The 22,228-nt window shown below is 68.7% G+C and carries 22 protein-coding genes; 12 read left to right on the top strand and 10 right to left on the bottom strand.

All coding sequences use genetic code 11. From position 1 onward, the window contains the following. Window position 1: 1 nt before the first annotated feature. The 7 genes from AC1DTF_RS16300 to eccE are packed head-to-tail and all read left to right on the top strand — an operon-like array spanning window position 2 to window position 6,773. Entirely contained in the window at window positions 2-1,561 is a 1,560-nt protein-coding gene (locus tag AC1DTF_RS16300) for a PPE domain-containing protein (RefSeq protein WP_477474814.1), read from the top strand. Window positions 1,562-1,613: 52 nt separating this feature from the next. Continuing rightward, complete coding sequence (locus tag AC1DTF_RS16295; RefSeq protein WP_057170424.1) at window positions 1,614-1,907, top strand: hypothetical protein; 294 nt, start codon at window positions 1,614-1,616, stop codon at window positions 1,905-1,907. 27 nt (window positions 1,908-1,934) lie between these two features. Further along, complete coding sequence (locus AC1DTF_RS16290) at window positions 1,935-2,222, top strand: WXG100 family type VII secretion target (RefSeq protein ID WP_477474813.1); 288 nt, start codon at window positions 1,935-1,937, stop codon at window positions 2,220-2,222. Further along, a complete protein-coding gene (locus AC1DTF_RS16285) occupies window positions 2,223-3,083 on the top strand; it encodes an ESX secretion-associated protein EspG (RefSeq protein WP_477474812.1) in 861 nt (286 codons plus the stop codon). Further along, window positions 3,065-4,474: a type VII secretion integral membrane protein EccD gene (gene eccD, locus AC1DTF_RS16280; protein ID WP_477474811.1), complete on the top strand. Its 1,410-nt coding sequence runs from the start codon at window positions 3,065-3,067 to the stop codon at window positions 4,472-4,474. The genes AC1DTF_RS16285 and eccD overlap by 19 nt, the downstream gene beginning before the upstream one ends. Next, window positions 4,456-5,871 (top strand): type VII secretion-associated serine protease mycosin, encoded by a 1,416-nt coding sequence (gene mycP / locus AC1DTF_RS16275; protein ID WP_477474810.1) that lies wholly within the window; start codon window positions 4,456-4,458, stop codon window positions 5,869-5,871. Before eccD ends, mycP begins: the two co-directional genes overlap by 19 nt. Then, entirely contained in the window at window positions 5,868-6,773 is a 906-nt protein-coding gene (eccE, locus tag AC1DTF_RS16270) for a type VII secretion protein EccE (protein ID WP_477474809.1), read from the top strand. Before mycP ends, eccE begins: the two co-directional genes overlap by 4 nt. Here eccE and AC1DTF_RS16265 read toward each other — a convergent pair. Beyond that, window positions 6,763-7,968 carry an alpha/beta hydrolase family protein gene (locus tag AC1DTF_RS16265; protein WP_477474808.1) on the bottom strand — a complete coding sequence of 402 codons (1,206 nt, stop codon included), beginning with the start codon at window positions 7,966-7,968 and terminating at the stop codon, window positions 6,763-6,765. The two genes, eccE and AC1DTF_RS16265, sit on opposite strands and share 11 nt — an antisense overlap. A gap of 60 nt (window positions 7,969-8,028) precedes the next feature. Then, on the bottom strand, window positions 8,029-8,916 hold the full coding sequence (locus tag AC1DTF_RS16260) for an amidohydrolase family protein (protein ID WP_057170417.1): 888 nt from the start codon (window positions 8,914-8,916) through the stop codon (window positions 8,029-8,031). A 19-nt stretch (window positions 8,917-8,935) separates the two neighbouring features. On the opposite strand from AC1DTF_RS16260, the gene AC1DTF_RS16255 reads away from it, so the two are divergent. Then, window positions 8,936-9,700 (top strand): trans-aconitate 2-methyltransferase, encoded by a 765-nt coding sequence (locus AC1DTF_RS16255; RefSeq protein ID WP_477474807.1) that lies wholly within the window; start codon window positions 8,936-8,938, stop codon window positions 9,698-9,700. Here AC1DTF_RS16255 and cysC read toward each other — a convergent pair. The 6 genes from cysC to AC1DTF_RS16225 form a co-directional block, all read right to left on the bottom strand. After that, window positions 9,697-11,547, bottom strand: a complete 1,851-nt coding sequence (cysC, locus tag AC1DTF_RS16250) for an adenylyl-sulfate kinase (RefSeq protein WP_477474806.1) — start codon at window positions 11,545-11,547, stop codon at window positions 9,697-9,699. The genes AC1DTF_RS16255 and cysC overlap by 4 nt on opposite strands. 43 nt (window positions 11,548-11,590) lie before the next feature. Beyond that, complete coding sequence (cysD, locus tag AC1DTF_RS16245) at window positions 11,591-12,508, bottom strand: sulfate adenylyltransferase subunit CysD (RefSeq protein ID WP_477474805.1); 918 nt, start codon at window positions 12,506-12,508, stop codon at window positions 11,591-11,593. Then, window positions 12,505-13,305 carry a trehalose 2-sulfotransferase gene (stf0, locus tag AC1DTF_RS16240; protein WP_477474804.1) on the bottom strand — a complete coding sequence of 267 codons (801 nt, stop codon included), beginning with the start codon at window positions 13,303-13,305 and terminating at the stop codon, window positions 12,505-12,507. Before stf0 ends, cysD begins: the two co-directional genes overlap by 4 nt. Before the next feature lie 66 nt (window positions 13,306-13,371). Then, window positions 13,372-14,751: a sulfatase family protein gene (locus tag AC1DTF_RS16235; RefSeq protein ID WP_477474803.1), complete on the bottom strand. Its 1,380-nt coding sequence runs from the start codon at window positions 14,749-14,751 to the stop codon at window positions 13,372-13,374. A 113-nt stretch (window positions 14,752-14,864) separates the two neighbouring features. After that, window positions 14,865-15,581: an NUDIX hydrolase gene (locus tag AC1DTF_RS16230; RefSeq protein WP_477474802.1), complete on the bottom strand. Its 717-nt coding sequence runs from the start codon at window positions 15,579-15,581 to the stop codon at window positions 14,865-14,867. After that, window positions 15,578-16,060: a hypothetical protein gene (locus AC1DTF_RS16225; RefSeq protein WP_057170410.1), complete on the bottom strand. Its 483-nt coding sequence runs from the start codon at window positions 16,058-16,060 to the stop codon at window positions 15,578-15,580. The genes AC1DTF_RS16230 and AC1DTF_RS16225 overlap by 4 nt, the downstream gene beginning before the upstream one ends. A gap of 110 nt (window positions 16,061-16,170) precedes the next feature. Here AC1DTF_RS16225 and AC1DTF_RS16220 point away from each other — a divergent pair, with 110 nt between their 5' ends. Next, a complete protein-coding gene (locus tag AC1DTF_RS16220) occupies window positions 16,171-16,848 on the top strand; it encodes a phosphatase PAP2 family protein (protein WP_477474801.1) in 678 nt (225 codons plus the stop codon). On the opposite strand, the gene AC1DTF_RS16215 is transcribed toward AC1DTF_RS16220, so the two are convergent. Further along, the gene (locus tag AC1DTF_RS16215) at window positions 16,802-18,244 is read right to left on the bottom strand and encodes a diacylglycerol kinase family protein (protein WP_477474800.1); all 1,443 of its coding nucleotides are present in this window, start codon (window positions 18,242-18,244) and stop codon (window positions 16,802-16,804) included. The genes AC1DTF_RS16220 and AC1DTF_RS16215 overlap by 47 nt on opposite strands. Before the next feature lie 77 nt (window positions 18,245-18,321). On the opposite strand from AC1DTF_RS16215, the gene AC1DTF_RS16210 reads away from it, so the two are divergent. Then, on the top strand, window positions 18,322-18,972 hold the full coding sequence (locus tag AC1DTF_RS16210) for a L,D-transpeptidase family protein (protein WP_477474799.1): 651 nt from the start codon (window positions 18,322-18,324) through the stop codon (window positions 18,970-18,972). On the opposite strand, the gene AC1DTF_RS16205 is transcribed toward AC1DTF_RS16210, so the two are convergent. Then, window positions 18,973-19,452, bottom strand: a complete 480-nt coding sequence (locus AC1DTF_RS16205; RefSeq protein WP_057170719.1) for a nuclear transport factor 2 family protein — start codon at window positions 19,450-19,452, stop codon at window positions 18,973-18,975. A 69-nt stretch (window positions 19,453-19,521) separates the two neighbouring features. On the opposite strand from AC1DTF_RS16205, the gene AC1DTF_RS16200 reads away from it, so the two are divergent. After that, window positions 19,522-21,363, top strand: coding sequence for an Hsp70 family protein (locus AC1DTF_RS16200; protein ID WP_477474798.1), 1,842 nt, complete (start codon window positions 19,522-19,524; stop codon window positions 21,361-21,363). Window positions 21,364-21,532: 169 nt separating this feature from the next. Next, on the top strand, window positions 21,533-22,225 hold the full coding sequence (locus tag AC1DTF_RS16195; RefSeq protein ID WP_057170406.1) for a VldE C-terminal domain-containing protein: 693 nt from the start codon (window positions 21,533-21,535) through the stop codon (window positions 22,223-22,225). The last annotated feature ends 3 nt before the right edge of the window (window positions 22,226-22,228 follow it).

Genomic DNA, 22,228 nt, shown 5'->3' with positions numbered 1-22,228 from the left:
GATGACCGCTCCCGTCTGGATGGCACTGCCGCCCGAGGTTCATTCGGCGCTGCTCAGCAGCGGTCCGGGTCCCGGGTCGCTGCTTGCCGCCGCGGGAGCCTGGCAGTCACTGAGCGCCGAATACGCCGCCGCGGCAGCCGAACTGGTCTCCACGCTGGGTGGTGTGGCCGCCGGCGCGTGGGAGGGGCCGAGTTCCGAGCAGTACGTTGCCGCCCACCAGCCATACCTGATCTGGCTGGCGCAGGCCGGCGCGAAGAGCGCGGTCGCCGCGGCCCAACACGAGACCGCCGCAGCCGCTTACACCACCGCGTTGGCGACCATGCCCACACTGGCCGAGCTGGCCGCCAACCATGCCCTGCACGGCACGCTGCTGGCCACGAACTTCTTCGGTATCAACACCATCCCGATCGCGGTCACCGAAGCCGACTACGTCCGGATGTGGATCCAGGCCGCCACCACCATGACCACCTATCAGGCGGTGTCCGCGGCCACCGTCGCGGCGACGCCGGTGCTGGAACCGGCGCCGATGCTGCTGGCTCCCGGTGTCGGTGAGGCGGGTAGCGCCGGCGCGACCTCCACCCAGATGCTCGCGCAGGCCCAGGCCATCAATTCGGCTGCGGCACTGAATGACTCGAACTTCATCCTGCAGTTCCTGGAGCAGTACCTCAAAAACGTGCCGGGTGGTCAGCTGATCATCGAGTTCATCCAGAACCCGATCGGCAACCTGCAGGCGCTGCTCACCGACTTCCTCACCAACCCCGCTGCGGCACTGACGACCTGGGGTCCGTTCCTGTTCGCGGTCGCCTATCAGGTGTTCTTCAACCTGGTCGGCTGGCCCACCTGGGGAATGATCTTGGCGGCGCCGTTCCTACTGCCTGCGCTGGCTACCCTCGGCATCGTCGGCCTCATCCTGATCATCGACAAGTTGCTGCCGAAGTTCACCGATCTGCCGATGCTGGATCTCGGTGAGCCTCCGGCCGCCGCGCAGCGCGAACCCACGTTGCCGGTGGCAAGCGTCGCGCCGGCCGGTACCCCGGCCCCGTCCGCTGCTCCCGCAGGCACCCCCGCCTCGGCGCCGGCGAGCGCGCCCGCGGCGGCACCGGCGGCCGCCACTCCGGCGCTGGCCGCCTACGCGGTCTACGGCGGGCACCCGGGCGGCGGTTTCAGCCCGACCGTGCGCGACACCACGTCGGCCAAGGCACCCGCCTCGGGTTCGTCGGCGGCAGTCGCCTCGGCCGCAGCACTGTCGGCGGCCGAGCGCCGGAAACGTCGGCGCAAGAAGGGCGGCGAGATCAAGGACCGCGCCTACGCCGATGAATACATGGACTACGACGAGGATCCCGCGCCGCGCGGACCGCGCCCCGAGCCCCGCGTGACGGCCTCCGAACACGGTGCCGGACCGATGGGCTTCACCGGTGCCGTCCCCGGCGAGGACACCACCGCCGCCGGTATGACCGAGTTGACCGGCGACTCGTTCGGCAACGGGCCGACCAATCCCATGCTGCCGGGCTCCTGGAGTCCCGACGAGCCGTCGGCACCGGGAGGGGGACAGCACAGCTGAGCGCACCCCGGACACCCCAGATCGCCCACAGATACCCCCGAAAGGAAACGCCATGAGCATGCTCGACGCGCACATCCCCCAACTGGTCGCCTCCGAATCGGCGTTCGGCGCCAAGGCCGCGCTGATGCGCAGCACCATCGCCCAGGCCGAGCAGGCCGCCCAGGCCTCGCAGGCCTTCCACATGGGCGAGTCCTCGGCCGCCTTCCAAGCCGCGCACGCCCGGTTCATCGAGGTCTCGGCCCGGGTGAACGCCCTGCTCGACATCGCTCAGGTCAACCTGGCCGACGCAGCGGGCACCTACGTCGCGCAGGACGCGGCGGCCGCCAGCACCTACACCTCGATCTGATAACGCAAGCCGACCAGGAGAATTCACATGTCGCAGATCATGTACAACTACCCGGCCATGCTCGCGCTGTCAGCCGAGATGAACGGTTTCGCAGGCGCTTTGAACGCGGTCGGCGCGGATATCGCCGCCGAGCAGGCCGCGCTGTCGGGCGCCTGGCAGGGTGACACCGGTATGACCTACCAGGCCTGGCRGGCCCAGTGGAACGCCAGCATGACCGAGCTGGTGCGTGCGTACCAGGCGATGGCGAGCACCCATGAGACCAACACCATGTCGATGAATGCCCGGGACCGGGCAGAAGGCGCCAAATGGGGATAGATGGCTGCTAATGCGGTCGAGCTGACCGTCGAGCAGGCCTGGTTCATTGCAGAAGAGGTCGGCTCCGGCTCGTTCCCATGGGTGCTGGCGATCACGCCGCCCTACAGCGAGCCGGCAGCCGCYGGACAGTTCGCGGCCGATCGGGTTGCCGAGCTGACCGAGCTGGGAGTGATGTCCGGCAGCGGAGTCATCAATCCCGCTGTCGCCCAGTGGATTCAGCAGACCTGCCGGGCGCGGCAGTGGCTCGAGTTACGAATCGTGGGAGCGCACGGCGACATGCTGCGCGGTCTCGTTGCGCGACACGACGAGACCTCGGTGGTCGCGCTGCGCAGCGGCGGTCTGGTGACCTTCACCGCGATGGAACTGCTGCACCCGAACGACCTGGTGCCGGTGCTGGTGGCCGGCCTGGCCGGATGGCGCGCTGCGTCCTTCGACGATTTCACCGTACCCGTCCGGGCCGGGGCCCGCGCCGACGAGAAGCTGCGAGCCGGCTCCGACCTGACCGAAGTGCTTGAATACCTGGGCATTCCGACGTCCGCACGGCCGGTGGTGGAGGCGGTGTTCACCGGCAGGCGGAGCTACGTGGAGATCGTCGCAGGCGAACACCGAGACGGTCACCGGGTCAGTACCGAGGTCGGCGTGAGCGTCGTCGACTCCGAGGCCGGCCGCATCCTGGTGAGCCCCTCGAAAGCCTTTGACGGTGAATGGGTGTCCACGTTCGCACCCGGAACCGCGGTGGCCATCGCCGCCGCGGTCGACAGACTGATCGCAACACTGCCGCACGGATCGTGGTTTCCCGGCGCGCTTCAGAACCGAGATTTCGACCAGAGAACGGAAGACCGATGCCCGACAACACTGTGATGCCGATCGTGCGGGTGGCCGTGCTGGCCGCCGGGGACGGCGCCGACGGCGCCGGGCGGCTCACCGAGATGGCGCTGCCTGCCGAACTGCCGCTGCGCGAGATCATCCCGGCCGTGCAGCGCACCGTGCTGCCGTCGACAGATGCCCCCGAGGGCGCTCCGGCACGGCTGAGCCTGGCACCCATCGGCGGTGCACCGTTCAGCCTGGACGCGACGCTGGACACCGTCGGTGTCGTCGACGGCGATCTGCTGGCGCTGCAGGCCATCCCGAACGGACCTGCCGCACCGCGCATCATCGAGGACATCGCCGATGCCGCCGTCATCTTCTCCGCCGCACGCGAACGGCCGTGGGATCCGGCGCAGATCCAGCGTGCGGCCGCGGTCGCCGTCATCGCGCTGATCCTGCTGGGTACCGCCCTCGCGACGGCCGCCCGGGTCGTCAGCGGGCACTCGGCCGGACTGTTCACCGTCGCCGGTATCGCCGCCGTCACCGTGATCGCGTCGTTCGCCACCCGGGCCCGGTTCCCGGGCCTGGGTACCGCGCTCGCGCTCACCGCGCTGACCCCCGTCGCCGCAGCCTTCGCGCTCGCCGTCCCCGGCGATTTCGGTGCCGCGCAGGTGCTCTTGGCCGCCGCCGGTGTGGCCGCCTGGTCGGTGATCAGCATCGTCGTCTTCGAACGCGCCATCGCCACGTTCACCGCGTCGACGGTGCTCGGACTCGGCGTGCTGCTGTTCGCGGTGCTGGCCACCATCTGGGACATGACCGACATCCGCACCGGGTCCGGTCTCATCGTCTTCGCGCTGCTGGTGACCGTGCAGGCCGCGCGTCTGTCCGCACTGTGGGCACGGTTGCCCGTGCCGACCATTCCCGCTCCCGGCGATCCGACCCCGTCGGCGCAGCCACTGCGCGTGTTGGAGGATCTGCCGCGCCGCATCCGCGTCACCGACGCGCACCAGACCGGATTCCTGGCCGCCGGTGTCCTGCTGTCGGTGGTCGGCTCGCTGATCCTCGTCGGCTCGGCGGGCGCGTCGCCGTGGGCCTGGGTGCTGGTGATCGCGGCGGCGCTGGGCACCACTCTGCGTGCCCGGGTGTGGGATTCGACGCCGTGCAAGGCCTGGCTGCTGAGCCAGTCATTCCTGCTGCCCGCCGCGCTGCTGGTGACCTTCGCCATCACCGAGCGGTACGCGGCGGCCTGGTGGGCGCTGGCCGCCCTGGTGGCCGTGACCGTCGTCTGGATCGTGGTCGCGCTGAACCCGCGGATCGCCTCTCCGGACACCTACTCGCTGCCCGCGCGCCGGCTGTTCGGCTTCGCCAGTTCCGCCGTCGACGCCTCCGTCATTCCGGTGGCCGCCTACCTGGTCGGTCTGTTCGAATGGGTTCTGAACAGGTGACAGCACAGCTACTGCGTCGTGGAACCGCCGTGCTGGCAGCGGTTCTCGCGGTCGCAGCGGTCGGCTGCCCGGCCGCGGGCGCGATCACCCCGCCCGAGGTGGATGCCGACACCGCACCCCCGTCGGGTGCCGCCGGGCCCGTGCAGACCATGGCGCAACGCGGCACCTGCACGGTGACCGGGGTGATCCCGGGCACCGATCCCGGTGTCGTCAGTCCGAATCAGCTGACGCTGGACCTCGCCGAAGCATGGCGCCACAGCCGCGGTGACGGCCAGACGGTCGCGGTGATCGACACCGGTGTACAACCGGGACCCCGGCTGCCCAATGTCGAAYCCGGCGGTGACTTCGTCGCCGGCACCGACGGACTGACCGACTGCGACGGACACGGCACGATGGTCGCCGGACTCATCGCCGGCCGGCCGGGTGCGGACGGTTTCTCCGGTGTCGCGCCGGGCGCGCAGCTCCTGTCCATCCGGCAGACCTCGGCTCGATATTCCCCGGCGGGCTCGCCGAACCAGCCGGGCCAGGACCCGGTGATCGTGGAGGCCAGCAACGACATCGCGACGCTGGCGCGCGCCGTGGTACGCGCCGCGGACCTGGGCGCCCGCATCATCAACATCTCGTCGGTGGCGTGTGTCCCGGCGAACACTTCCCTCGATCAGAGCGCGCTCGGTGCGGCGCTGCGCTACGCGGCCGTCGAGAAGGACGTGGTGATCATCGCGGCGGCCGGTAACACCGGCGGCGGTATCGCCGGCGGAAGCGCCTGTGCGGCCAACCCGTTGACCGACCCGGCCCGGCCGGACGATCCGCGCAACTGGGCGGGGGTGACCTCGGTATCGACGCCTTCGTGGTGGCAGCCCTACGTGCTGTCGGTGGGGGCGCTGAACCCGGCGGGCCAGCCGGCGCCGTTCAGCATGTCCGGTCCCTGGCTCGGCCTGGCCGCGCCGGGAGAGAACATCACCTCGGTGAGCAACACCCCCGACGGCGGGCTGGCCAACGGGCAGCCCAACGAGAAAGGCGAGTTGGCGCCGGTCAGCGGCACCAGCTATGCCGCCGCCTACGTGTCCGGCGTTGCGGCCCTGGTCCGCAGCCGTTTTCCCGAACTGAGCGCCGAACAGGTGGTGCGTAGGCTCACCAGTACCGCGCGCGGCGCGGACCGCTCGCCGTCGTCACTGGTGGGTGCGGGCACTGTCGACCCGGTGGCCGCCCTGACCTGGGATGTGCCCGGTCCGGGCAGCCCCGCCGAGACGACCAGACCCGTTGCGGCACCGCCGGAACCGGTACAGCAGGACTCCACACCGCGGACCGTCGCGTATATCGGCACCGGTGTGCTCGCACTGGCTGCCCTTGTGACCGCCGCGATCGCCGCACACCGACGGAAGGACAAAGCCGCATGACGGCCCGACTCGCCCTGGCGCTGCTGTTCATCGTGCCCGCCGCACTGGCATACCCGTACGAGACGGTGACCCAGCGCTGGATCCTCGGCGTCGCGGTGGCCGTGGTGATCTTGCTGTTCGCCTGGTGGAAAGGTGATTTCGCGACCACCAAGCTGGCGCGACGATGGACGATCTGGCGGGGCAACCACTCCGAGGCCGGTGTCGCCGAGGCGGGTGACACCGCCACGGTGCTGCTGCGTATCGACGAACCGGCATCCGATGAGCTCCCGGTGGCACTGATCGCCGGCTACACCGACCGGTACGGACTGCGCTGCGACAAGGTCCGGATCACCAGCCGCGACCTGGCCGGTGAACGGCAGACCTGGATCACCCTGACGCTGGACGCCGCCGATAACCTGCGGTCGCTGCAGGCCCGGTCACCGCGGATCCCGTTGCACGACACCGCCGACGTGCTCGGACGGCGACTGGCCGACCACCTGCGCGAGAACGGCTGGGCGGTGACGGCCATCGACGAAGGGGACCGTCCCGCACCGCTGTCCGGCGAGGCCAAGGAGACCTGGCGGGCCATCACCGACGGCTCCGGATTCCTGACGGCCTACCGCATCCCGACGGCCGCATTGCCGGAGACGCTGGCCGCGGTATGGGCGCATCCGTCGGAGGAGACCTGGACCGCAGTGGAATTCGGTCCCGGCACGATGGCTTCGGTATGCGCGGTGCGTACCGCCGAACGCCCCGCATCAGCGGCGCCGATCTCCGGGCTGGCCACGCTGGGCGGCCGTCAGCGCACGGTGCTCGACGCGCTGGACCCGCTGTCGTCGCGGCGTGTCGGCGACCATCAGCCCGCCGGCCCCGCGCTGGCCGAGGAACTCCGCTGGCCGACGGGCGTGGGCGTCAGAACATGAACGGCCGCAGGAACCTCGTCATCCGGCGCAGGTAGTCCGGCTGGCTGACATGCAGGATGTGGTTACCCGGGAACCAGTGGAATGCGCACCGATCCCAGTGCCGCCACAGGATTTCGGCCTGCTGCGGCGGCGCCAGCTTGTCGCCGAGTCCGGCGATGATCAGCCGACGGTCCTTGGGCACCAGGGGTGGGTAGGTCAGCGGTGAGTGGAACAGCGTCGCCGCGTCGGCTTTCGCCTTGTCCACGCCCGTCAGCCGGTTCCCCAACCGCACCAGCATGTTAGCGGGGAACCAGTCGTCGAACGCCGCCTCGGGTGTCACCACCGGCACGTTCGGGATGACGGCCTGGATCCGGTCGTCGACCCCGGCGATCAGCGCGGAGGTGTAGCCGCCCAGTGACATCCCGGTGAGCGCGATGCGATCCACGCCGGTGGACTCCAGATAGTCGACCACCGAACGGAAGTCGTGCACCGCCTGGGCCATCGCCTCGGCGAACCCGGCCATCCCGTCGGCGAAATAGCCGTACCCGCTGTAGGGCGAGTTCGCCTCGGCACGCCTGCCGTGGAACGGCAGCGTGTAGAGCAGCACGTCGTACCCGGATTTGAAGAACCACGGCAACGAGAAGAACAGCCCGTTGAACAGGTAGGCCGACCCCATGAAGCCGTGGATCAGGCACAGCGTCGGGCGCGGCCCGTCGCCGTGCACCCAGTGCTGGGCGTGCACGACGTTGTTGCGGGCGTAGGAGCCGCGTTGCTCGCGCAGTGCGGGATTGACGGCCTGAAAGCTGCTGGCGAACTCGATGTTGTTCACCGATCCGTGCGCTATCCAGGACGCCAGCTGGTTGGCAGGCCGCGTCGAGACCCGCGGCGGAGCCGTCGGTGCGGGGAACGACAGCAGCGGATCCTTCTGTGCGGCAAGGTCGATGTAGAAATCGAGTGCGGCGTCCTCACCGTGGACCCGGTTCGGGTGCAGGGCGGCACCGGCCAGGCGCGGCAGCATCGCCGCACCCACGATGCTGGCGACGGCGGTGCGCAGGCCGAGATCGGCGACGGCCGAAGCATCCACGACCATCCGCTGCTGGAGGGTGAGGTCGCTGCGCCGCGGCAGTCCGCGCGCGGTGGCGTCGGCACCGGGAACGTCGGGCACCGGGATGGGTGGATCAACGGGTGCGGTATCGAGCGGTGGCGCGTCGGTCACGTCGCTGGCCTTTCTCGCTGCGGCCCGCCGATGGTAGCCCGGCCCGGATGAAGGTGTCAGTCAGTCGGGTATCTGTAAAGCGAACAGTTCGGCTGCATTGCGATGGAACACCCCGCGCAGCCAGTCGTCGTCGATCCCGGGCAGTGCGGTGAGCACCGACATCGCGTGGGTGTAGCGGTACGGGATGTTCGGGAAATCGCTGCCGAACAGGATCCGCTCGCCCAGATCGCGCAGCCGCGGGTACGCGCCGGGTGGGAAGGGCATCGTCTCCTCGGCGAACGCGGTGAAGGCCATCGTGGTGTCCAGATGCACGCCGGCATGGCGCTCGCAGATGTCCAGGAACGGCTCGTATTCCGGCATACCCATGTGCGCGACGATCAGCCGGAGCCGCGGATGACGGGTCAGCACGGCCTCGATCGGCTCCGGACCGGTGAACGTGCCGGGGGCGGGACCCGAGCCGCAGTGGATGACGACGGGTGTCCCGGCGTCGGCCAGCACGCCCCACACGTCCTCGAGCAGGGGATCGGTCGGGTCATACCCACCGACCTGGACATGGGCCTTGAAGACCCGGGCACCGCCCTCGATGGCCGCGGTGACGTACCGGGCCGCGCCGGGTTCGGGAAAGAAGGTGGCGGTGGACAGGCAGTCCGGTGTGTCGGCGGCGAACTGCGCCGCCCACTGGTTGAGCCAGGCCGCCATCTGCGGTTTGTGCGGGTACACCAGCGAGGTGAAGGCCTGCACGCCGAACGCGCGCAGGGTGTGCAGCCGATCGTTCTCATCGGCGCGATAAGTGATCGGCCATTCCCGCCCCACCAGCGGCCCGGCGCTGTCGAAATACAGCCAGACCTTGTCCATCACGTTCTTCGGCATGAAGTGGGTGTGTACGTCGATGATTCCGGGCAGCCCGAGAGACTCCCAGATGCGCCGAACCGTTGTTGCCTCATCCATCACCGTCGATGATGTCAGTATGTGGAATCCCGACACCTACCTGGCCTTCGCCGACCACCGTGGCCGGCCGTTCTTCGACCTGGTGAACCGGGTGGCCGCGCGGCAGCCCCGCCGGGTGGCCGACCTGGGCTGCGGACCGGGCAACCTCACCGAGACGCTGAGCGGGCGCTGGCCCGGCGCGGTGGTGCAGGGCTGGGATTCCTCACCGGAGATGGTTGCCGCGGCCACCGGTCGTGGTCTGGATGTGCGCGTCGGTGGGATCGCCGAGTGGTCACCGCAAGCCGATACCGATGTGGTCATCTCCAACGCGGCGCTGCAGTGGCTGCCCGAACACCGTGAGCTCGTGGTGCGCTGGGCCGGGCAACTGGCGCCCGGATCGTGGATCGCGTTCCAGGTGCCGGGAAACTTCGACGCCCCCTCGCACGCCGCGGTGCGTGCGGTGGCCCGCCGTGAGCCTTTCGTCGAGGCGCTGCGCGATATGCCGTGGCGCGACGCCGATGTGGTCGGCACGCCGGTCGAGTACGCCGGGCTGCTGACCGACGCCGGCTGCGTGGTGGATGCCTGGGAAACCACCTATGTGCATGAGTTGGAGGGTGAGACACCGGTTTTGGACTGGATCACGGGCACCGCGCTGACCCAGGTGAAGGAGCGGCTCACCGAGCTGCAGTGGCAGCAGTACCGGGAGGCGATCATTCCCGAACTGGCGCAGGCCTATCCGGCCCGCGCGGACGGGCACACCTTCTTCCCGTTCCGGCGGATCTTCGTGGTCGCACAGGTGCGTTAGTCGAGCAGCGCGATGACCTGGGCGACCAGCTGATCGATATCGGCGCCGGTGGTGTCGACGACGAGATCCGGGTTCTCCGGTGGCTCGTAGGGTGCGTCGATACCGGTGAGCCCCTTGAGTTCACCGGCCCGGGCGCGGGCGTACAGGCCCTTGGGGTCGCGGCGTTCGCATTCGGCGACCGGGGTGGCGACGTGGATCTCCAGGAACGGCAGCTTGGCCGCGTCGTTCAGGGCGCGGGCCAGTTCGCGGTCGGATTTCAGCGGGGACACCAGCGAGGCCAGCGCGACCACCCCGGAGTCGGCGAGCAGACGCGTCAGATGCCCGACGCGACGGATGTTCTCGGCCCTGTCGCCCGCGGAGAACCCCAGGTCGTCGGAGAGGCCGTGGCGCAGGTTGTCGCCGTCGAGCAGGTAGGCGACCCGGCCGGACTCCACCAGCGCCCGCTCTACCGCGACCGCGAGGGTCGACTTGCCGGACGCCGGCAGACCGGTGAACCAGATAGTCGCGCCGCGTTGTCCCGTTTTTCCCCAACGATATTCGCGATCCAGTGAGGACGGGTGCCACTTGATGTCGGAACGGTTGTGTCCGCTGGGCTTGACCTCGCGGGGCTCGGCGATGATGCCGGCGCCGACGGTGTCATTGGACACCTCGTCGATCAGGATGAACGCGCCACTGTCCCGGTTGTCGGCGTAGGAGTCGGCGACCACGATGGAACTGGTGCGCAGGGTGATCGAGCCGATGTCGTTGAGCGACAGCTCGACCGGGCCGTCCACCTCATCCAGGGTCTCCGGGTCGAGTTTGGTGTGCAGTTCCTGGACGGTGGCTCGCACCGTACGGGTGCCCTGTTTGAGCGCGAGCCGGTCACCGGCGCGCAGCGGGTCGTCGAGGAACCAGCAGACGGTGGCGTCCAGCTCGCGGGCCAGCACCGGCAGCACTGCATCGTCGGCGGCGCTGACGAAGACATCGCCGCGGCCGACGTCGATATCGTCGGCGAGTTCGATGGAAACCGACAGTGGCGCAACCGCTGTGCTGCGTTCATCGTCCAGGGTGTCCACGACGGTGACGGTGGACCGGGTGCCCGACGGCAGGCTGACCACCGGGTCGCCCACCTTGAGGGTGCCCGCCGACAGTCGCCCGGTGTAGCGGCGGCGCTGTTCGGCGGTGGGCCGGGACACCCACTGCACCGGCAGGCGCAGGCTGGACGGCTCCGGGTGCGGCGCCGAGAGCTCGACGGCCTCAAGGTATTCCAGCAGGGTGGGCCCGGAGTACCAGGTGGTGTTGTCGGAGCGGTGCACGACGTTGTCGCCGAGCTTGGCCGCGATCGGGATGACGGTCAGCTCCGCCCCGCCGAGCCGCTCAGCCACCAGGCGCAGCTCCTGCTCGACCTCTGCGAACCGGGCCTGGTCGAAGTCGACCAGGTCGATCTTGTTGACGGCGGCCACGAAATGCTTGATGCCCAGCAGCTTTGCGATGCGGGCGTGGCGGCGGGTCTGACGCAGCACGCCGGCGCGGGCGTCGACCAGCAGGATCGCCACGTGTGCATTGGAGGCGCCGGTGAACATGTTGCGGGTGTAGCGCTCGTGGCCGGGGGTGTCGGCCAGGATGTAGCTGCGGTTCTCGGTGGAGAAGAACCGATACGCCACATCGATCGTGATGCCCTRCTCGCGTTCGGCGCGCAACCCGTCGGACAGCGCAGCCAGGTCCGCCACGCCTTCCTCGTCGGTGACGGCTTCCAGATGGTCCAGCGGCAGGCTGTCGGTGTCGTGCATGAGCCGACCGATCAGGGTGCTCTTGCCGTCATCGACCGAACCGGCGGTGGTGATGCGCAGCAGCTGACGCGTGCTCATGCTGTTTCCCCCGTCGCTCCGCTGCGCTGCGCTCGCCCCATCATCAGAAATAGCCCTCTCGCTTGCGGTCTTCCATTGCCGCAACGGATGTGCGGTCGTCGGCGCGGGTTTCCCCGCGTTCGGAGACGGTGGCCGCCGAGATCTCGGTGATCACCCGGTCGATCGTGGTGGCTGTGGAGCGGACCGCACCGGTGATGGTGAGGTCGCCGACGGTGCGGTAGCGCACCCACTCCACCGCCGCGGTCTCCGCGCCGGTGGGTTTGGCGAATTCTGATACCGCCAGCAGGATGCCGTCACGCTCGAACACCTCACGTTCGTGCGCGAAGTAGATCGAGGGCAGTTCGAGGTTCTCCAACTCGATATAGCGCCAGATGTCGATCTCGGTCCAGTTCGACAACGGGAAGACGCGCACCTGTTCGCCCTTGCGGATCCGGCCGTTGTACAGCGACCACGGTTCGGGCCGTTGCGCGCGCGGATCCCACTGTCCGAACTCGTCGCGGAAGCTCAGGATGCGCTCCTTGGCCCGAGCCCGCTCCTCGTCACGGCGCGCACCGCCGAACGCCGCGTCGAAACCGCCGGCCTCCAGGGCGTCGAGCAGGGTGCGAGTCTGCTGCCGGTTGCGCGACGCACCCGGGCCCGGGTCGGCGACCCGGCCGCTGTCGATGGTCTCCTGCACCGATCCGACGAGCAGCTTGTGCCCGACGCCGGTGGTGCGCCGGTCGCGGAACTCGATGACCTCAGCGAAGTTGTGCCCGGTGTCCACGTGCAGCACCGGAAACGGCAGTGGTCCGGGCCGAAAAGCCTTCTCCGCCAAACGGAGCAGGACGATCGAGTCCTTGCCCGCGGAGAACAGCAGCACCGGGCGCTGCAGTTCGGCCGCGACCTCGCGGATGATGTGGACGGCTTCGGCCTCCAACAGCCGGAGCTCGTCGACCAGAACGGTGTCGGTACTGGCGGTCATGTCGGCAGCCCCTCTCGGTGTGCGTCGGCGCGATAACGGTCTACCCAATCGTCGGAACGTTGATCGGCCTGACGTTCCAGGACCGGTTCCGGCGCCAGCCGGGGATCGAGGCCCAGCTGCTCCAGCACGGTGGCCACGACGGTGGTGAGGTTGCGCCACAGGTACGGGTAGGACACGTCGAGCGGTTCGACGCCCTCTTCCTCGAACCAGTTCCGCCAGCCCTCTTCCTGCGCCCGCAGCATGGTGATGACGTGCGCGATTGCCCCGGCGTGGTACTCGGCCCGGGCATCGCGGTTCGGGTCGGGACGTCCACGCCACACGCGGGTCTGCACTGCGCGCCAGAAGGAGACGGCCTGCGACACCACATCGGGCCGGTAGACGTGCACCAGCACCGGATCGCTGCCGACGACGTCGCGGATGGCCGACAGCAGGCCCTGACCGGAGCGGTYCGGCAGCCCGGCGGCACGGTCCAGCAGCAGCGGGGTCTGATTCCACATCAGCTTCCCGCCCCAGATCCCGTTCGGGGTGCGGCCGACCGTCTGGATGTAATCGCGCCAGATCGTCGCTGGCGCCAGATCCGGTTTGCCCTCGTCCAGCGGGTCGAGCAGGCGCAGGATGGATTCGTCCTCGACGCCGGTGAACCACTGCCGAGGCTGGGGCGACTGACTGGTGGTGGGCAGGTACTGGAAGAACTCCTGCGGCTCACCGGCGACACCGGTGGCACGCAGTGATTCGACGAGCAGCGTGCTGCCACTGCGCTGCGATGCGAGGACGAGATACGCCTTCGGATGAGCCATGGGCGAGACTCTAACCGCTATTGTTTTCCCGGCGCAGACGGGATATTCGCGTCAGGCTGAATTTAACTATTGCGAAGACTGCTCGGCGTCTTCGATACCGCGGTCGGCCGCAATCGCCGAGCGGCTCAATGCCGGCCATTCCTTGATCGTCAAATACGTTTGTGTGTAGCGCTCCGAAATGCGGGTGCCGGCGAACTCGGAGGGGATGACATCGTTGGTCTTCTCGCGCCAGTCGTTCAGTCGGAGTGCGAGGTCACGGGCGACTTCCTCCATTTCGGCGCCAGAACTCGTCTCGAGAAGGTTCGTGGACTCACCAGGATCGGTGCGGAGGTCATAGAGCTCCCGCTCCGGCCGCGGGCTCAGCGAATTCGGGCCGACGATGGCTCCGGGGGCGCTGTCGGCGATATCCCAGGGCAAATCCAATAATGGTCGTGATGCGTAATTCTCGATATACGAGAAGTCCTTTGTGCGAATGGCTCGGATGGGGTCGAAAGAATCGTGATAAGTCTTTGTCGAGTACACCTCGGTGCGCACCGGTATGTCGTTCTCGGCGGGTGCGAGCAGACCCGCGGCATGTGACAGACCCTGCACTTCGGTGGGCACCTCGACACCGAGTAGATCCAGCAGGGTCGGGACCAGATCGACGCCGCTGAACAGTTCGTCGTAGACGTGTGGCGGCACCGCCGACCCGGTGGGTGGCCGCACGATCATCGCGATCCCGGTGCCCGCGTCGTACAGCGTGGACTTGGCTCGCGGCAGCGCCGGACCGTGGTCGGTCATGAACACCACCCAGGTGCTGCGGTCCAGCCCGGTCTCGGCGAGGGTGTCCAGCAGTCGGCCCACAGCGGCGTCGGCCACGGTGATCGACCCGTAGAAATCGGCGAGGTCCTGGCGGACCGCCGGGGTGTCGGGCAGGTAGCCGGGCAGCTCCACCGCGGTGGGGTCGGCGGGGTCGTAGCGGTCATGCGGGTAGGGACGGTGCGTCTCGAAGAATCCGGTGGTGAGCAGGAAAGGCTTCGCCGGTGGACGGCGCAGCCAGGAGTCGGCRTGTTCGACGACGTACTCGCAGTAGGAATTGGAGACGTCGAACTCGTCGAACCCGAGGCGGCTGGGGTAGGACGTCTCGTGCTGCATACCGAACAGTGCGGTGTGCCAGCCGGACTTGCCGAGGATGTCCGGCAGGGTGCGCACATCGGTGCGGTACTCCCAGCCGTGGTGCGCCAGGCCGACCAGTCCGTTGCTCTGCGGGTAGCGGCCGGTGAACAGCGACCCCCGCGACGGCGAGCACAGCGGCGCGGTGGCGTGCGCCCGGGTGAGCAGGATCCCCTCGGCGGCGAGCTGGTCCAGTCGCGGGCTGCGCACATCACTGTGCCCGTACGCCCCGAGATGGCGGCCCAGGTCATGCCAGTGCACGATCAGCACATTGTCGCGCCGTGCGTCTGTCACAACGGACACCTCCTATTCGTCTGTTGGCAATATCCCACAGCGGAAGTCTGGTCCGCCGTTGGGTTTTGCGCAGCGCGGTTCGTGTGCTGTACGGCCCTCACCGCATGTGCTAGTCACTTCCAGGCGAACACCGGCTGCTCGAGTTCGTCGACGGGGTCGCCGCGTCCTTCCAGCCCGAGCCAGCGCATCTGGAGCAGCACCGCGCCCGTCGGCGCGTGGATCAGGTCATTGCCCAACGGGATCTGTACCACCGGGCGCGGGCTTTCCGGGATGGTGATGAAACGCGGCGAGTCCGCGCGTTGCAGCTGGTGCAGGCCGACCCGGTAGACGGCGACCACCTCGTCAGGGGATGGGTGCAGATCCAGCCGGCCCCCGCCCCACAGCACCACCGGGGTGATGACGTAGCCGGAGCGGGTGGGGTAGTCGTCGAGCAGGCCCAGAACCGAGCTGCCCGGCAGATCGACACCGACCTCTTCGTGGAGTTCGCGCAGCGCGGCATCGACGGAGAACTCGCCCGGGTCGAGGCGCCCGCCGGGCAATGCCCACTGTGCGGCATGCGAGTTGAGCCGGGACGCCCTGCGGCACAACAGGAAAGCGGCACCGCCGGAGACGTCGACCATCCGGCCGTCCAGCGAGTCGGGCATGGGCCGCCCGGCGATCCAGTCCTCGACCGGTGCCGGGTCCACCCGATCCTCGCCGAGGTGCGAGTCCACCAGCGTCACCGCGACGGCGGCACGCCGCTTGGTGGTGTCGGTGAACGTGCGGCGCTCATGCCCGGCGAGGTTGGCCCGGATCCGCTCCCGCAGATGTTCGTCGTAGCTGATGGTCACGGGTGGTACGGCACCCCGACGGCACGGAAGATGAATTCCGGCGGCACGTCGTAGGCCAGCGACCGGCGCGGCAGGCGTGCCAGCACGTCGTCGCTCAACGGCTCCTTGTAATGCAGGGACAGCTGGCCCGAGCATCGTGGGTCGACCTGGGCGACATCGAGGTTGATGACCAGGCCGGCCGAGGAGATATCGGCGATCACCGGGCCCGATTGCGGTGCGTCCCATTGCAGGTCGATGGCGCGTCCGGCGAGCTTGGGGACGGTGGACAGCGTGCCGAGCACACGCTGGGAGGTGAACACCAGTGAACCGGAGAAACTGGTGACGCTGCCGACCGAGCGTTTCCCGGGCACCTTTCCGGTGAAACGCCTGGTGACGGGCACGTATTCGGCGTAGTGGATGACGCCTTCGGCTTCCACAGCCTCGCGCAACTCGCTGGGAAGTTTGCCGATGCGCAGTAGTTTGCGCAGGAACACCGCCATGTTTCGCACGATACCGGCAACCCGACTTCGCGGCGGCGGCGATCCGGTGGTCGCCTATGCTCGGCCGCAGACCGATGTCCGCAGGGGGAGCGGCGAGAGTGGGGTGGGACGTGGGAGCACGCCGCACTGCGCTGCTGGCCGGCGCCGTGCCTGCCGCGGCGGTGTTCCTGCTCGCCCTGGCCGGGGTGCTCGGGCGGTGGGAGTGGATGGAGAACGCCGACTGGGCGGTGCTGGATCCGCTGTACCGCTACGGCGTCGCGCATCCGGGCTGGGTGACCGCGTGGGATGTGCTGTGCAYGGTGTTCCACCCGGCGGTGTTCCGCCTGATCGCCCTGATCTGGATCGTGTACCTGTTGATGGGGCGCAGGCCGGACCGGTACCGGGTGGCGTTGTTCCTGGCGGCGACGGTGGAGTTCTCCGCGCTGATCGTGGTGTTCGCGAAAGCGGTTGTGTCGCGGCCACGTCCGGTCACCGCGCTGGTCCCGGAGTTTTCGTCGTCCTTCCCGTCCGGCCACGCGCTCGGCACGGCGGTGGCGGTGACGGCGATGTTGTTCGCCGCGTCACCGTGGCTGCGCGGCCGGTGGCGCAGCGCGGCCATCGCGATCGGCGTGCTGATCGTCGTCGCGGTCGGCGTGGGCCGGGTGGTGCTCAACGTGCATCACCCCTCCGATGTCCTGGCCGGTTGGGCGCTGGGCTACCTGTGGGTGCTGGTCTGTCTGCCGATACTCACCAGCAGGCGCGTCACGGTAGTGGACGAAAAACCGGCAGCGCCCGGTACAGCGCCTTGAAATTCGCTTCCTGCGCAACGACTTCCACCTCACCGTCGTGCGCGATTGGCGTGGGACCGTCCACAGCGGTGAAGCTGAACTCGGGGACCCGCAGTTCGCGGTAGAGCGGGCTGTACACCAGCCTGCCCGTCGCCAGGGCGGTCAGGATCCGCACCGTGCTGAACCTACGACCGGTTTCCAGGATCCTGACGTCGATGAGGCCGTCATCCATCCGCACCCGGCGTGACGGCGCGAAACCTGACGGCGAGTACAGCGAATTGCCCAGGAAGAACAGTGATGTCTGCACGGTCTTGTCGTCGTACCGAATGCGCACCGTGGCGTCGCTGCTCAGCGTCCGGTACAGCGCGTAGGCGCCGGCCAGGGGTTTGCCCATCTTGTGCTCGAGCTTTTCCCGGATGCGGACGAACTTCGGATAGGCGCCGATGCTCGCGGTGTTGACGACGGTGTCGGAGTCGTTGAACCGGATGATGTCGACGTACGCGGCGGATCCGGCGCGGATCGCCTCGACGGTGGCGGCGACCGTCTCGCAGCCGATGTCCTTGGCGAAGTGGTTGAAGGTGCCGCCCGGAAAAACCGCCAGCGGCACGTTCGCCTCGTAGGCGATTCCGGCGGCGCACGAGACGGTGCCATCGCCGCCCCCGACGGCCAGTACCTCGGCCCGATCGGCGGCCTCGCGCAACTTCTCCTCGATGTCTTCGGCGTCGCCGACCTCGACGATCTCGGCCTTGGGCAGTGCCTCGCGGACCTCGTCGAGGATGCGCCCGCCGGTGCCGCTGCCGGAGTTCGGGTTGACCACGAGCACCACGCCCTCGCCGTTCGGGCGGGGCTCGGTGTCTAAAACGCGCGGCTCGGACGCGATGGCCGGGGGTTGTCTGAGCGGTTTCACCACGCCTGCGCCGACGAGCGCGATGGCGGTGCCGATTCCGAATCCGGCCAGCACATCGCCCGGGTAATGCGCGCCGGTGGCCACCCGGGACAGGCCGACCAGGCCGGCGAGCGCACCGAGACCGAAACCCAGGTTGCGATTCTCCAAGCCGACACCGACCGCGAAGGCGGCCGCGCTGGCGGAGTGCCCGGACGGCAGCGAGTTCGATGTCGGCATCCGCCGCGAGCGCCGGACGAAGGGCACCGTTGCGAAGTCCGGTCGCTGCCGCACCCAGATGCGCTTGGCTCCCTGATTGGTGACCAGGCTGGTCACCGACAGCGTGAGCAGGCCGCGGGCTGCGCCGCGGCGCATGGATGGGGTACCCGCGGCGATGAGTCCGGCGCCGATCGCGAACCACAGTTTCGAGTGGTCGGCGGCCGAAGTCAGCTTGGGCATCACCGTATCGAGTACTTTGCTGTCGGATTCTGCAACGGCCAGGAAAATGCGCCGGTCGACCGTTCCAAGTCCCATGGCTACAAGGTACGCACAAAGCGCCGTGTCCAAACCTTGACTTGACCTGGGTCACCTGCGGTGCCGACGATGGTCGGATGCGCCGACTACTCGTGGTGTTGAGCGCGCTCTGGCTGGCCCTCGGGTCGGCGCCGGTCGTCAACGCCGCCGAGACACCCTGGTTCGTCAACTCCGTCGGCAACGCCACGCAGGTGATTTCGGTTGTGGGCGTGGGGCCTACGACGGCGAAAATCGATGTGTGGGAGCGGACCGCCGCGGGCTGGAACCCGGTCGGGATCGGCATACCGGCCCACATCGGTTCGAGCGACATGGCACAGGAGATCCGCGAGGGTTCGATGAAGACGCCGATGGGTGTGTTCAGCCTCGACTTCGCGTTCGGCACCCAGGCCAATCCCGGTGGTGGTCTGCCCTACGTCCAGGTGGGGCCGAATCACTGGTGGGACGGCGATGTGAACAGCGCGACCTACAACACCATGCAGGTGTGCGAGAAGGCGCAGTGCCCGTTCGCGACCGAGGACAGCGGCACCGAGAACCTGCAGATCCCGCAGTACGCGCACGCGGTGGTGATGGGGGTGAACAAGGCGCGGGCGCCCGGCGCGGGTAGCGCGTTCTTCCTGCACACCACCGACGGCAGCGCGACGGCGGGGTGCGTCGCCATCGATGACGCCGCGCTGGTGAAGATCATCCGGTGGCTGCGCCCGGGAGCCTTGATCGCCGTCTCGAAGTAGTCAGATGTTCACGGCCCGACCGGCTTTCACCTTGAAGCCGACGGTCTCGGTGGACAGCGAGGCGTCGTAGGTCCGGTCGTAGCCGGTCTTGCTGATCTTCCAGCCGTCCGCGGTGCGCCGGTAGCTGTCGTGATAGAAGCCGGCTCCGATGAGCATGAAGTTGAACTCGGCGGCGATGACCTTGTCCTGCAGGTACCAGATGCCGGTGGCCTCGTCCCCGTCGATGGCGATCTCGGGATGGGTCACCCGGTGCTCGGTGATGATGCCGGCCGGCATCGAGTTGCGCATGAACTCCACGAGCGTCGCGCGGTCGGTGAAGTGATGCTCCTCGCCGAGTGATTCGCCGTAGTCCCCGACCACGTCCTCGGTGAGGGTGTCGGCGAAATCGTCCCAGTGTTTGGTGTCCAGCGCACGCAGGTAGCGGTACTTGACCTGTTTGATTGCTTCGATTTCAGCGAGGTTGTCAGCCATGCCCGACATCACAACACAGGCTTTCCCCGCGTTGTGTCCGTTCGGCCGATCGGAGTGGCGGCGGTTATGGTGGGCCCAATGACCGACCCGTTGGGGTTGTCCATCGGGACGACCAACCTGGTCGCGGCACGTGTCGGCGACCTGCCCGTGACTCGGCGCGCTGTTCTGACACTTCCGGTGCAGGGCGCGCCGGAAGTCGGTGCGCCATCCGGTCAGCCCGGACAGGTGCTGACCGGATTCGTTGACCGCGTGGGGGATCCGGTGCCGCTGGTGGCCTCGGACGGATCGTCCTATCCGGCCGACGACCTGTTGGCCGAGGCGCTGGAGGCGATGGTCGGTGTCGTGGGCGGCACCGCTTCGGCGCAGACAGCCGTCGCGGTTCCCGCGCACTGGAACGCTGCGACGCTGCGGGCGCTGCGGGCGACGCTGCGGACCAACCCGGTGCTCTCCGCGAACGGGACACCGCCGAGGCTGGTCTCCGATGCCGTCGCCGCGTTGACCTCGCTGCACACCAATCCGGGCCTGAGCGCCGGCGGCCCGGTGGTGCTGGTGGATCTGGGCGGTGGTGGCACCAGCATCACCCTCGCCGATTCCGGCGCGGCCTTCGAGCCGCTCGACGAGACGACCCGGGTGGCCGAATTCTCCGGTGACCTGATCGACCAGGCGCTGCTGACCCACGTGCTGTCCGGCATCGAGGACACCGACCCGGGCGCCACCGCCGCGGTCGGGCTGCTCGGTGCATTGCGTGAGGAGTGCAGGCAGGCCAAGGAGCGGTTGTCCGCGGCGACGGCCACCGAGATCCCGGTGGCACTGCCCGGATACCGGTCGGTGGTGCGGGTGACGCGCGCCGAGCTGGAGGCGTTGCTCGCCGAGCCGCTGCAGCAGGTTCTCGATGAGCTGGACAATCTGTTGCAGCGCAACAGGATCGGCTGGAACGATGTATCCGTGATCGCCACCGCGGGTGGCGGTGCCAGTATTCCGCTGATCACCCGGCAGCTGTCCGCGCACACCCAGATCCCGGTGGTCAGCACCCCGCAGCCCGCACTGGACGCGGCCGTCGGGGCGGCGCTGTTCGCGGCCGGTGCGGCCGAGGCCGGCGCGCAGACCGGGATGGCTCCGGCACTCGGTGCCGACGCCCCCACCAGCCTGGCACCGCCCATCGTGATCCCGGACCAGTCCGGGTCCTCGACGTTCCGGGCGCTGGCGTGGTCGCAGGATGACGACGGCGGCGGCGAGCCGGTGCCCTACACCGGCCCCGACGACTACCCCGAGGTCAGTGCGGCGAACCCGTACATCGGGGATGAATCCACCCGCATTGTCTCCCAACATGTTCCGGCCCAATACGAGGACGAGTCCCGGGGCGTGCCACGGCTGCCGATGGCGGTTTTCGCCGCCGCGGGAATCCTGGCCGTCGTCGCGCTCGGCGGCGTGGCGATCGCGCTGACCGGTGTCTCGGAAACCGACACACCAACCCCGTCGACCGCGCCGGTGTCGGGGGTGTACACCCCACCTCCCGTTGAGCAGCCGCCGGTGATCGAGACGCCGCCGCCCGTCCTCACCGTGACCGAGGCGCCGCCCGCACCGCCGCCGCCACCGGAGCCCGTCGCACCGCAGCCGGTGGCGCCGACGACGCACACGACCACGACGACGCCGCCGACAACAACCACGACGACCACCACCACGACGACCACGACCACCACGACGACCACCACGACGCCGTCCACCACGACGACCACGACCACGACTACGACGGTGCCGACGACCACCACGACGACGGCGCCGAGCACGTTGCCGACGACCACCGCGGAGGTCACCACGGTGTCTCAGGCACCGGCGATGACGACGACGTACATCAACATTCCTTTGCTGCCGCCGATACCTGTCCAGGTGCCCAACCCGGCAGCTCCGGCGGCCCCGTAGGCCGGGACCTGCCACTTCACCTGCTCATACCAATCTCACAAAGAGTTGAGCTGCTGCGACACGCCGGGTTATAGTCACCCGGGTTAAGTCACGGATAGGTAACGACAAGCAAACGGCCGGGTCTCGGCGGTTGCTGAAGTCGAAGTCGGCGAGCTCGAAGGTGTGGTGAATGCGGCGACAAGGAATGGCTCACGGCCGACTGCGGTCGACTGCCGCGCTCGCCGCCATCGTGGCGCCGGCGGCCGTGCTCTTCTCGATCGGCGGCGATATCCAGCCTGGTACGGCCCCTGATCCCGGGGCACGAGTCGCTGCTCCGGCCGTGGTCACCGCCGCCGAGGCCGCCCCGTTGGGCGTCGAGGTCGTGGCCGCGCCGGCATCCTTCGGCTGGAGCCCGTCCGCCATCGTGGCCGCAGCCCCTGAGGTCGCCTCCGCGCAACTCGTCTCGGCGTCGAGGTGGCGCGCGGACACCCGATCACTGCTGCTGCCCAAGGGCGTGGCTCCCGAGCACGGTCTGCAGATCAAGACGATTCTGGCCGCCCGTGCCATCAGCGCGGTGTTCCCGGAAATCCGCAGTATCGGCGGCGTGCGCGCGGATGCGCTGCGCTGGCATCCCAACGGTCTGGCGCTGGACGTGATGATCCCGAACCCCGGAAGCGCGGAGGGTGTCGCGCTGGGCAACCAGATCGTCGCCTACGTCACCAAGAACGCCGCCCGTTTCGGCATGCAGGACGCCATCTGGCGGGGCACCTACTACACCCCGAGCGGTGCGGCGGGCTCCGGCGGTTACGGCCACTACGACCACGTGCATGTCACCACCACCGGTGGCGGTTATCCGTCGGGTGACGAGCAGTACTTCCGCTGATTC

Source organism: Mycobacterium sp. P4_H6, assembly GCF_056400845.1.
Note: the sequence above shows the minus strand (reverse complement) of the source record. Positions and strands in the feature narration are given on the sequence as shown.

Bases quoted from the DNA above. Each gene is read 5' to 3' on its own strand.
- AC1DTF_RS16300 (WP_477474814.1), top strand. From the start codon at position 2: ATGACCGCTCCCGTCTGGATGGCACTGCCGCCCGAGGTTCATTCGGCG.
- AC1DTF_RS16295 (WP_057170424.1), top strand. From the start codon at position 1,614: ATGAGCATGCTCGACGCGCACATCCCCCAACTGGTCGCCTCCGAATCG.
- eccD (WP_477474811.1), top strand. From the start codon at position 3,065: ATGCCCGACAACACTGTGATGCCGATCGTGCGGGTGGCCGTGCTGGCC.
- eccE (WP_477474809.1), top strand. From the start codon at position 5,868: ATGACGGCCCGACTCGCCCTGGCGCTGCTGTTCATCGTGCCCGCCGCA.
- AC1DTF_RS16260 (WP_057170417.1), bottom strand. From the start codon at position 8,916: ATGGATGAGGCAACAACGGTTCGGCGCATCTGGGAGTCTCTCGGGCTG.
- AC1DTF_RS16255 (WP_477474807.1), top strand. From the start codon at position 8,936: ATGTGGAATCCCGACACCTACCTGGCCTTCGCCGACCACCGTGGCCGG.
- cysD (WP_477474805.1), bottom strand. From the start codon at position 12,508: ATGACCGCCAGTACCGACACCGTTCTGGTCGACGAGCTCCGGCTGTTG.
- AC1DTF_RS16225 (WP_057170410.1), bottom strand. From the start codon at position 16,060: ATGGCGGTGTTCCTGCGCAAACTACTGCGCATCGGCAAACTTCCCAGC.
- AC1DTF_RS16215 (WP_477474800.1), bottom strand. From the start codon at position 18,244: ATGGGACTTGGAACGGTCGACCGGCGCATTTTCCTGGCCGTTGCAGAA.
- AC1DTF_RS16210 (WP_477474799.1), top strand. From the start codon at position 18,322: ATGCGCCGACTACTCGTGGTGTTGAGCGCGCTCTGGCTGGCCCTCGGG.
- AC1DTF_RS16205 (WP_057170719.1), bottom strand. From the start codon at position 19,452: ATGTCGGGCATGGCTGACAACCTCGCTGAAATCGAAGCAATCAAACAG.
- AC1DTF_RS16200 (WP_477474798.1), top strand. From the start codon at position 19,522: ATGACCGACCCGTTGGGGTTGTCCATCGGGACGACCAACCTGGTCGCG.
- AC1DTF_RS16195 (WP_057170406.1), top strand. From the start codon at position 21,533: ATGCGGCGACAAGGAATGGCTCACGGCCGACTGCGGTCGACTGCCGCG.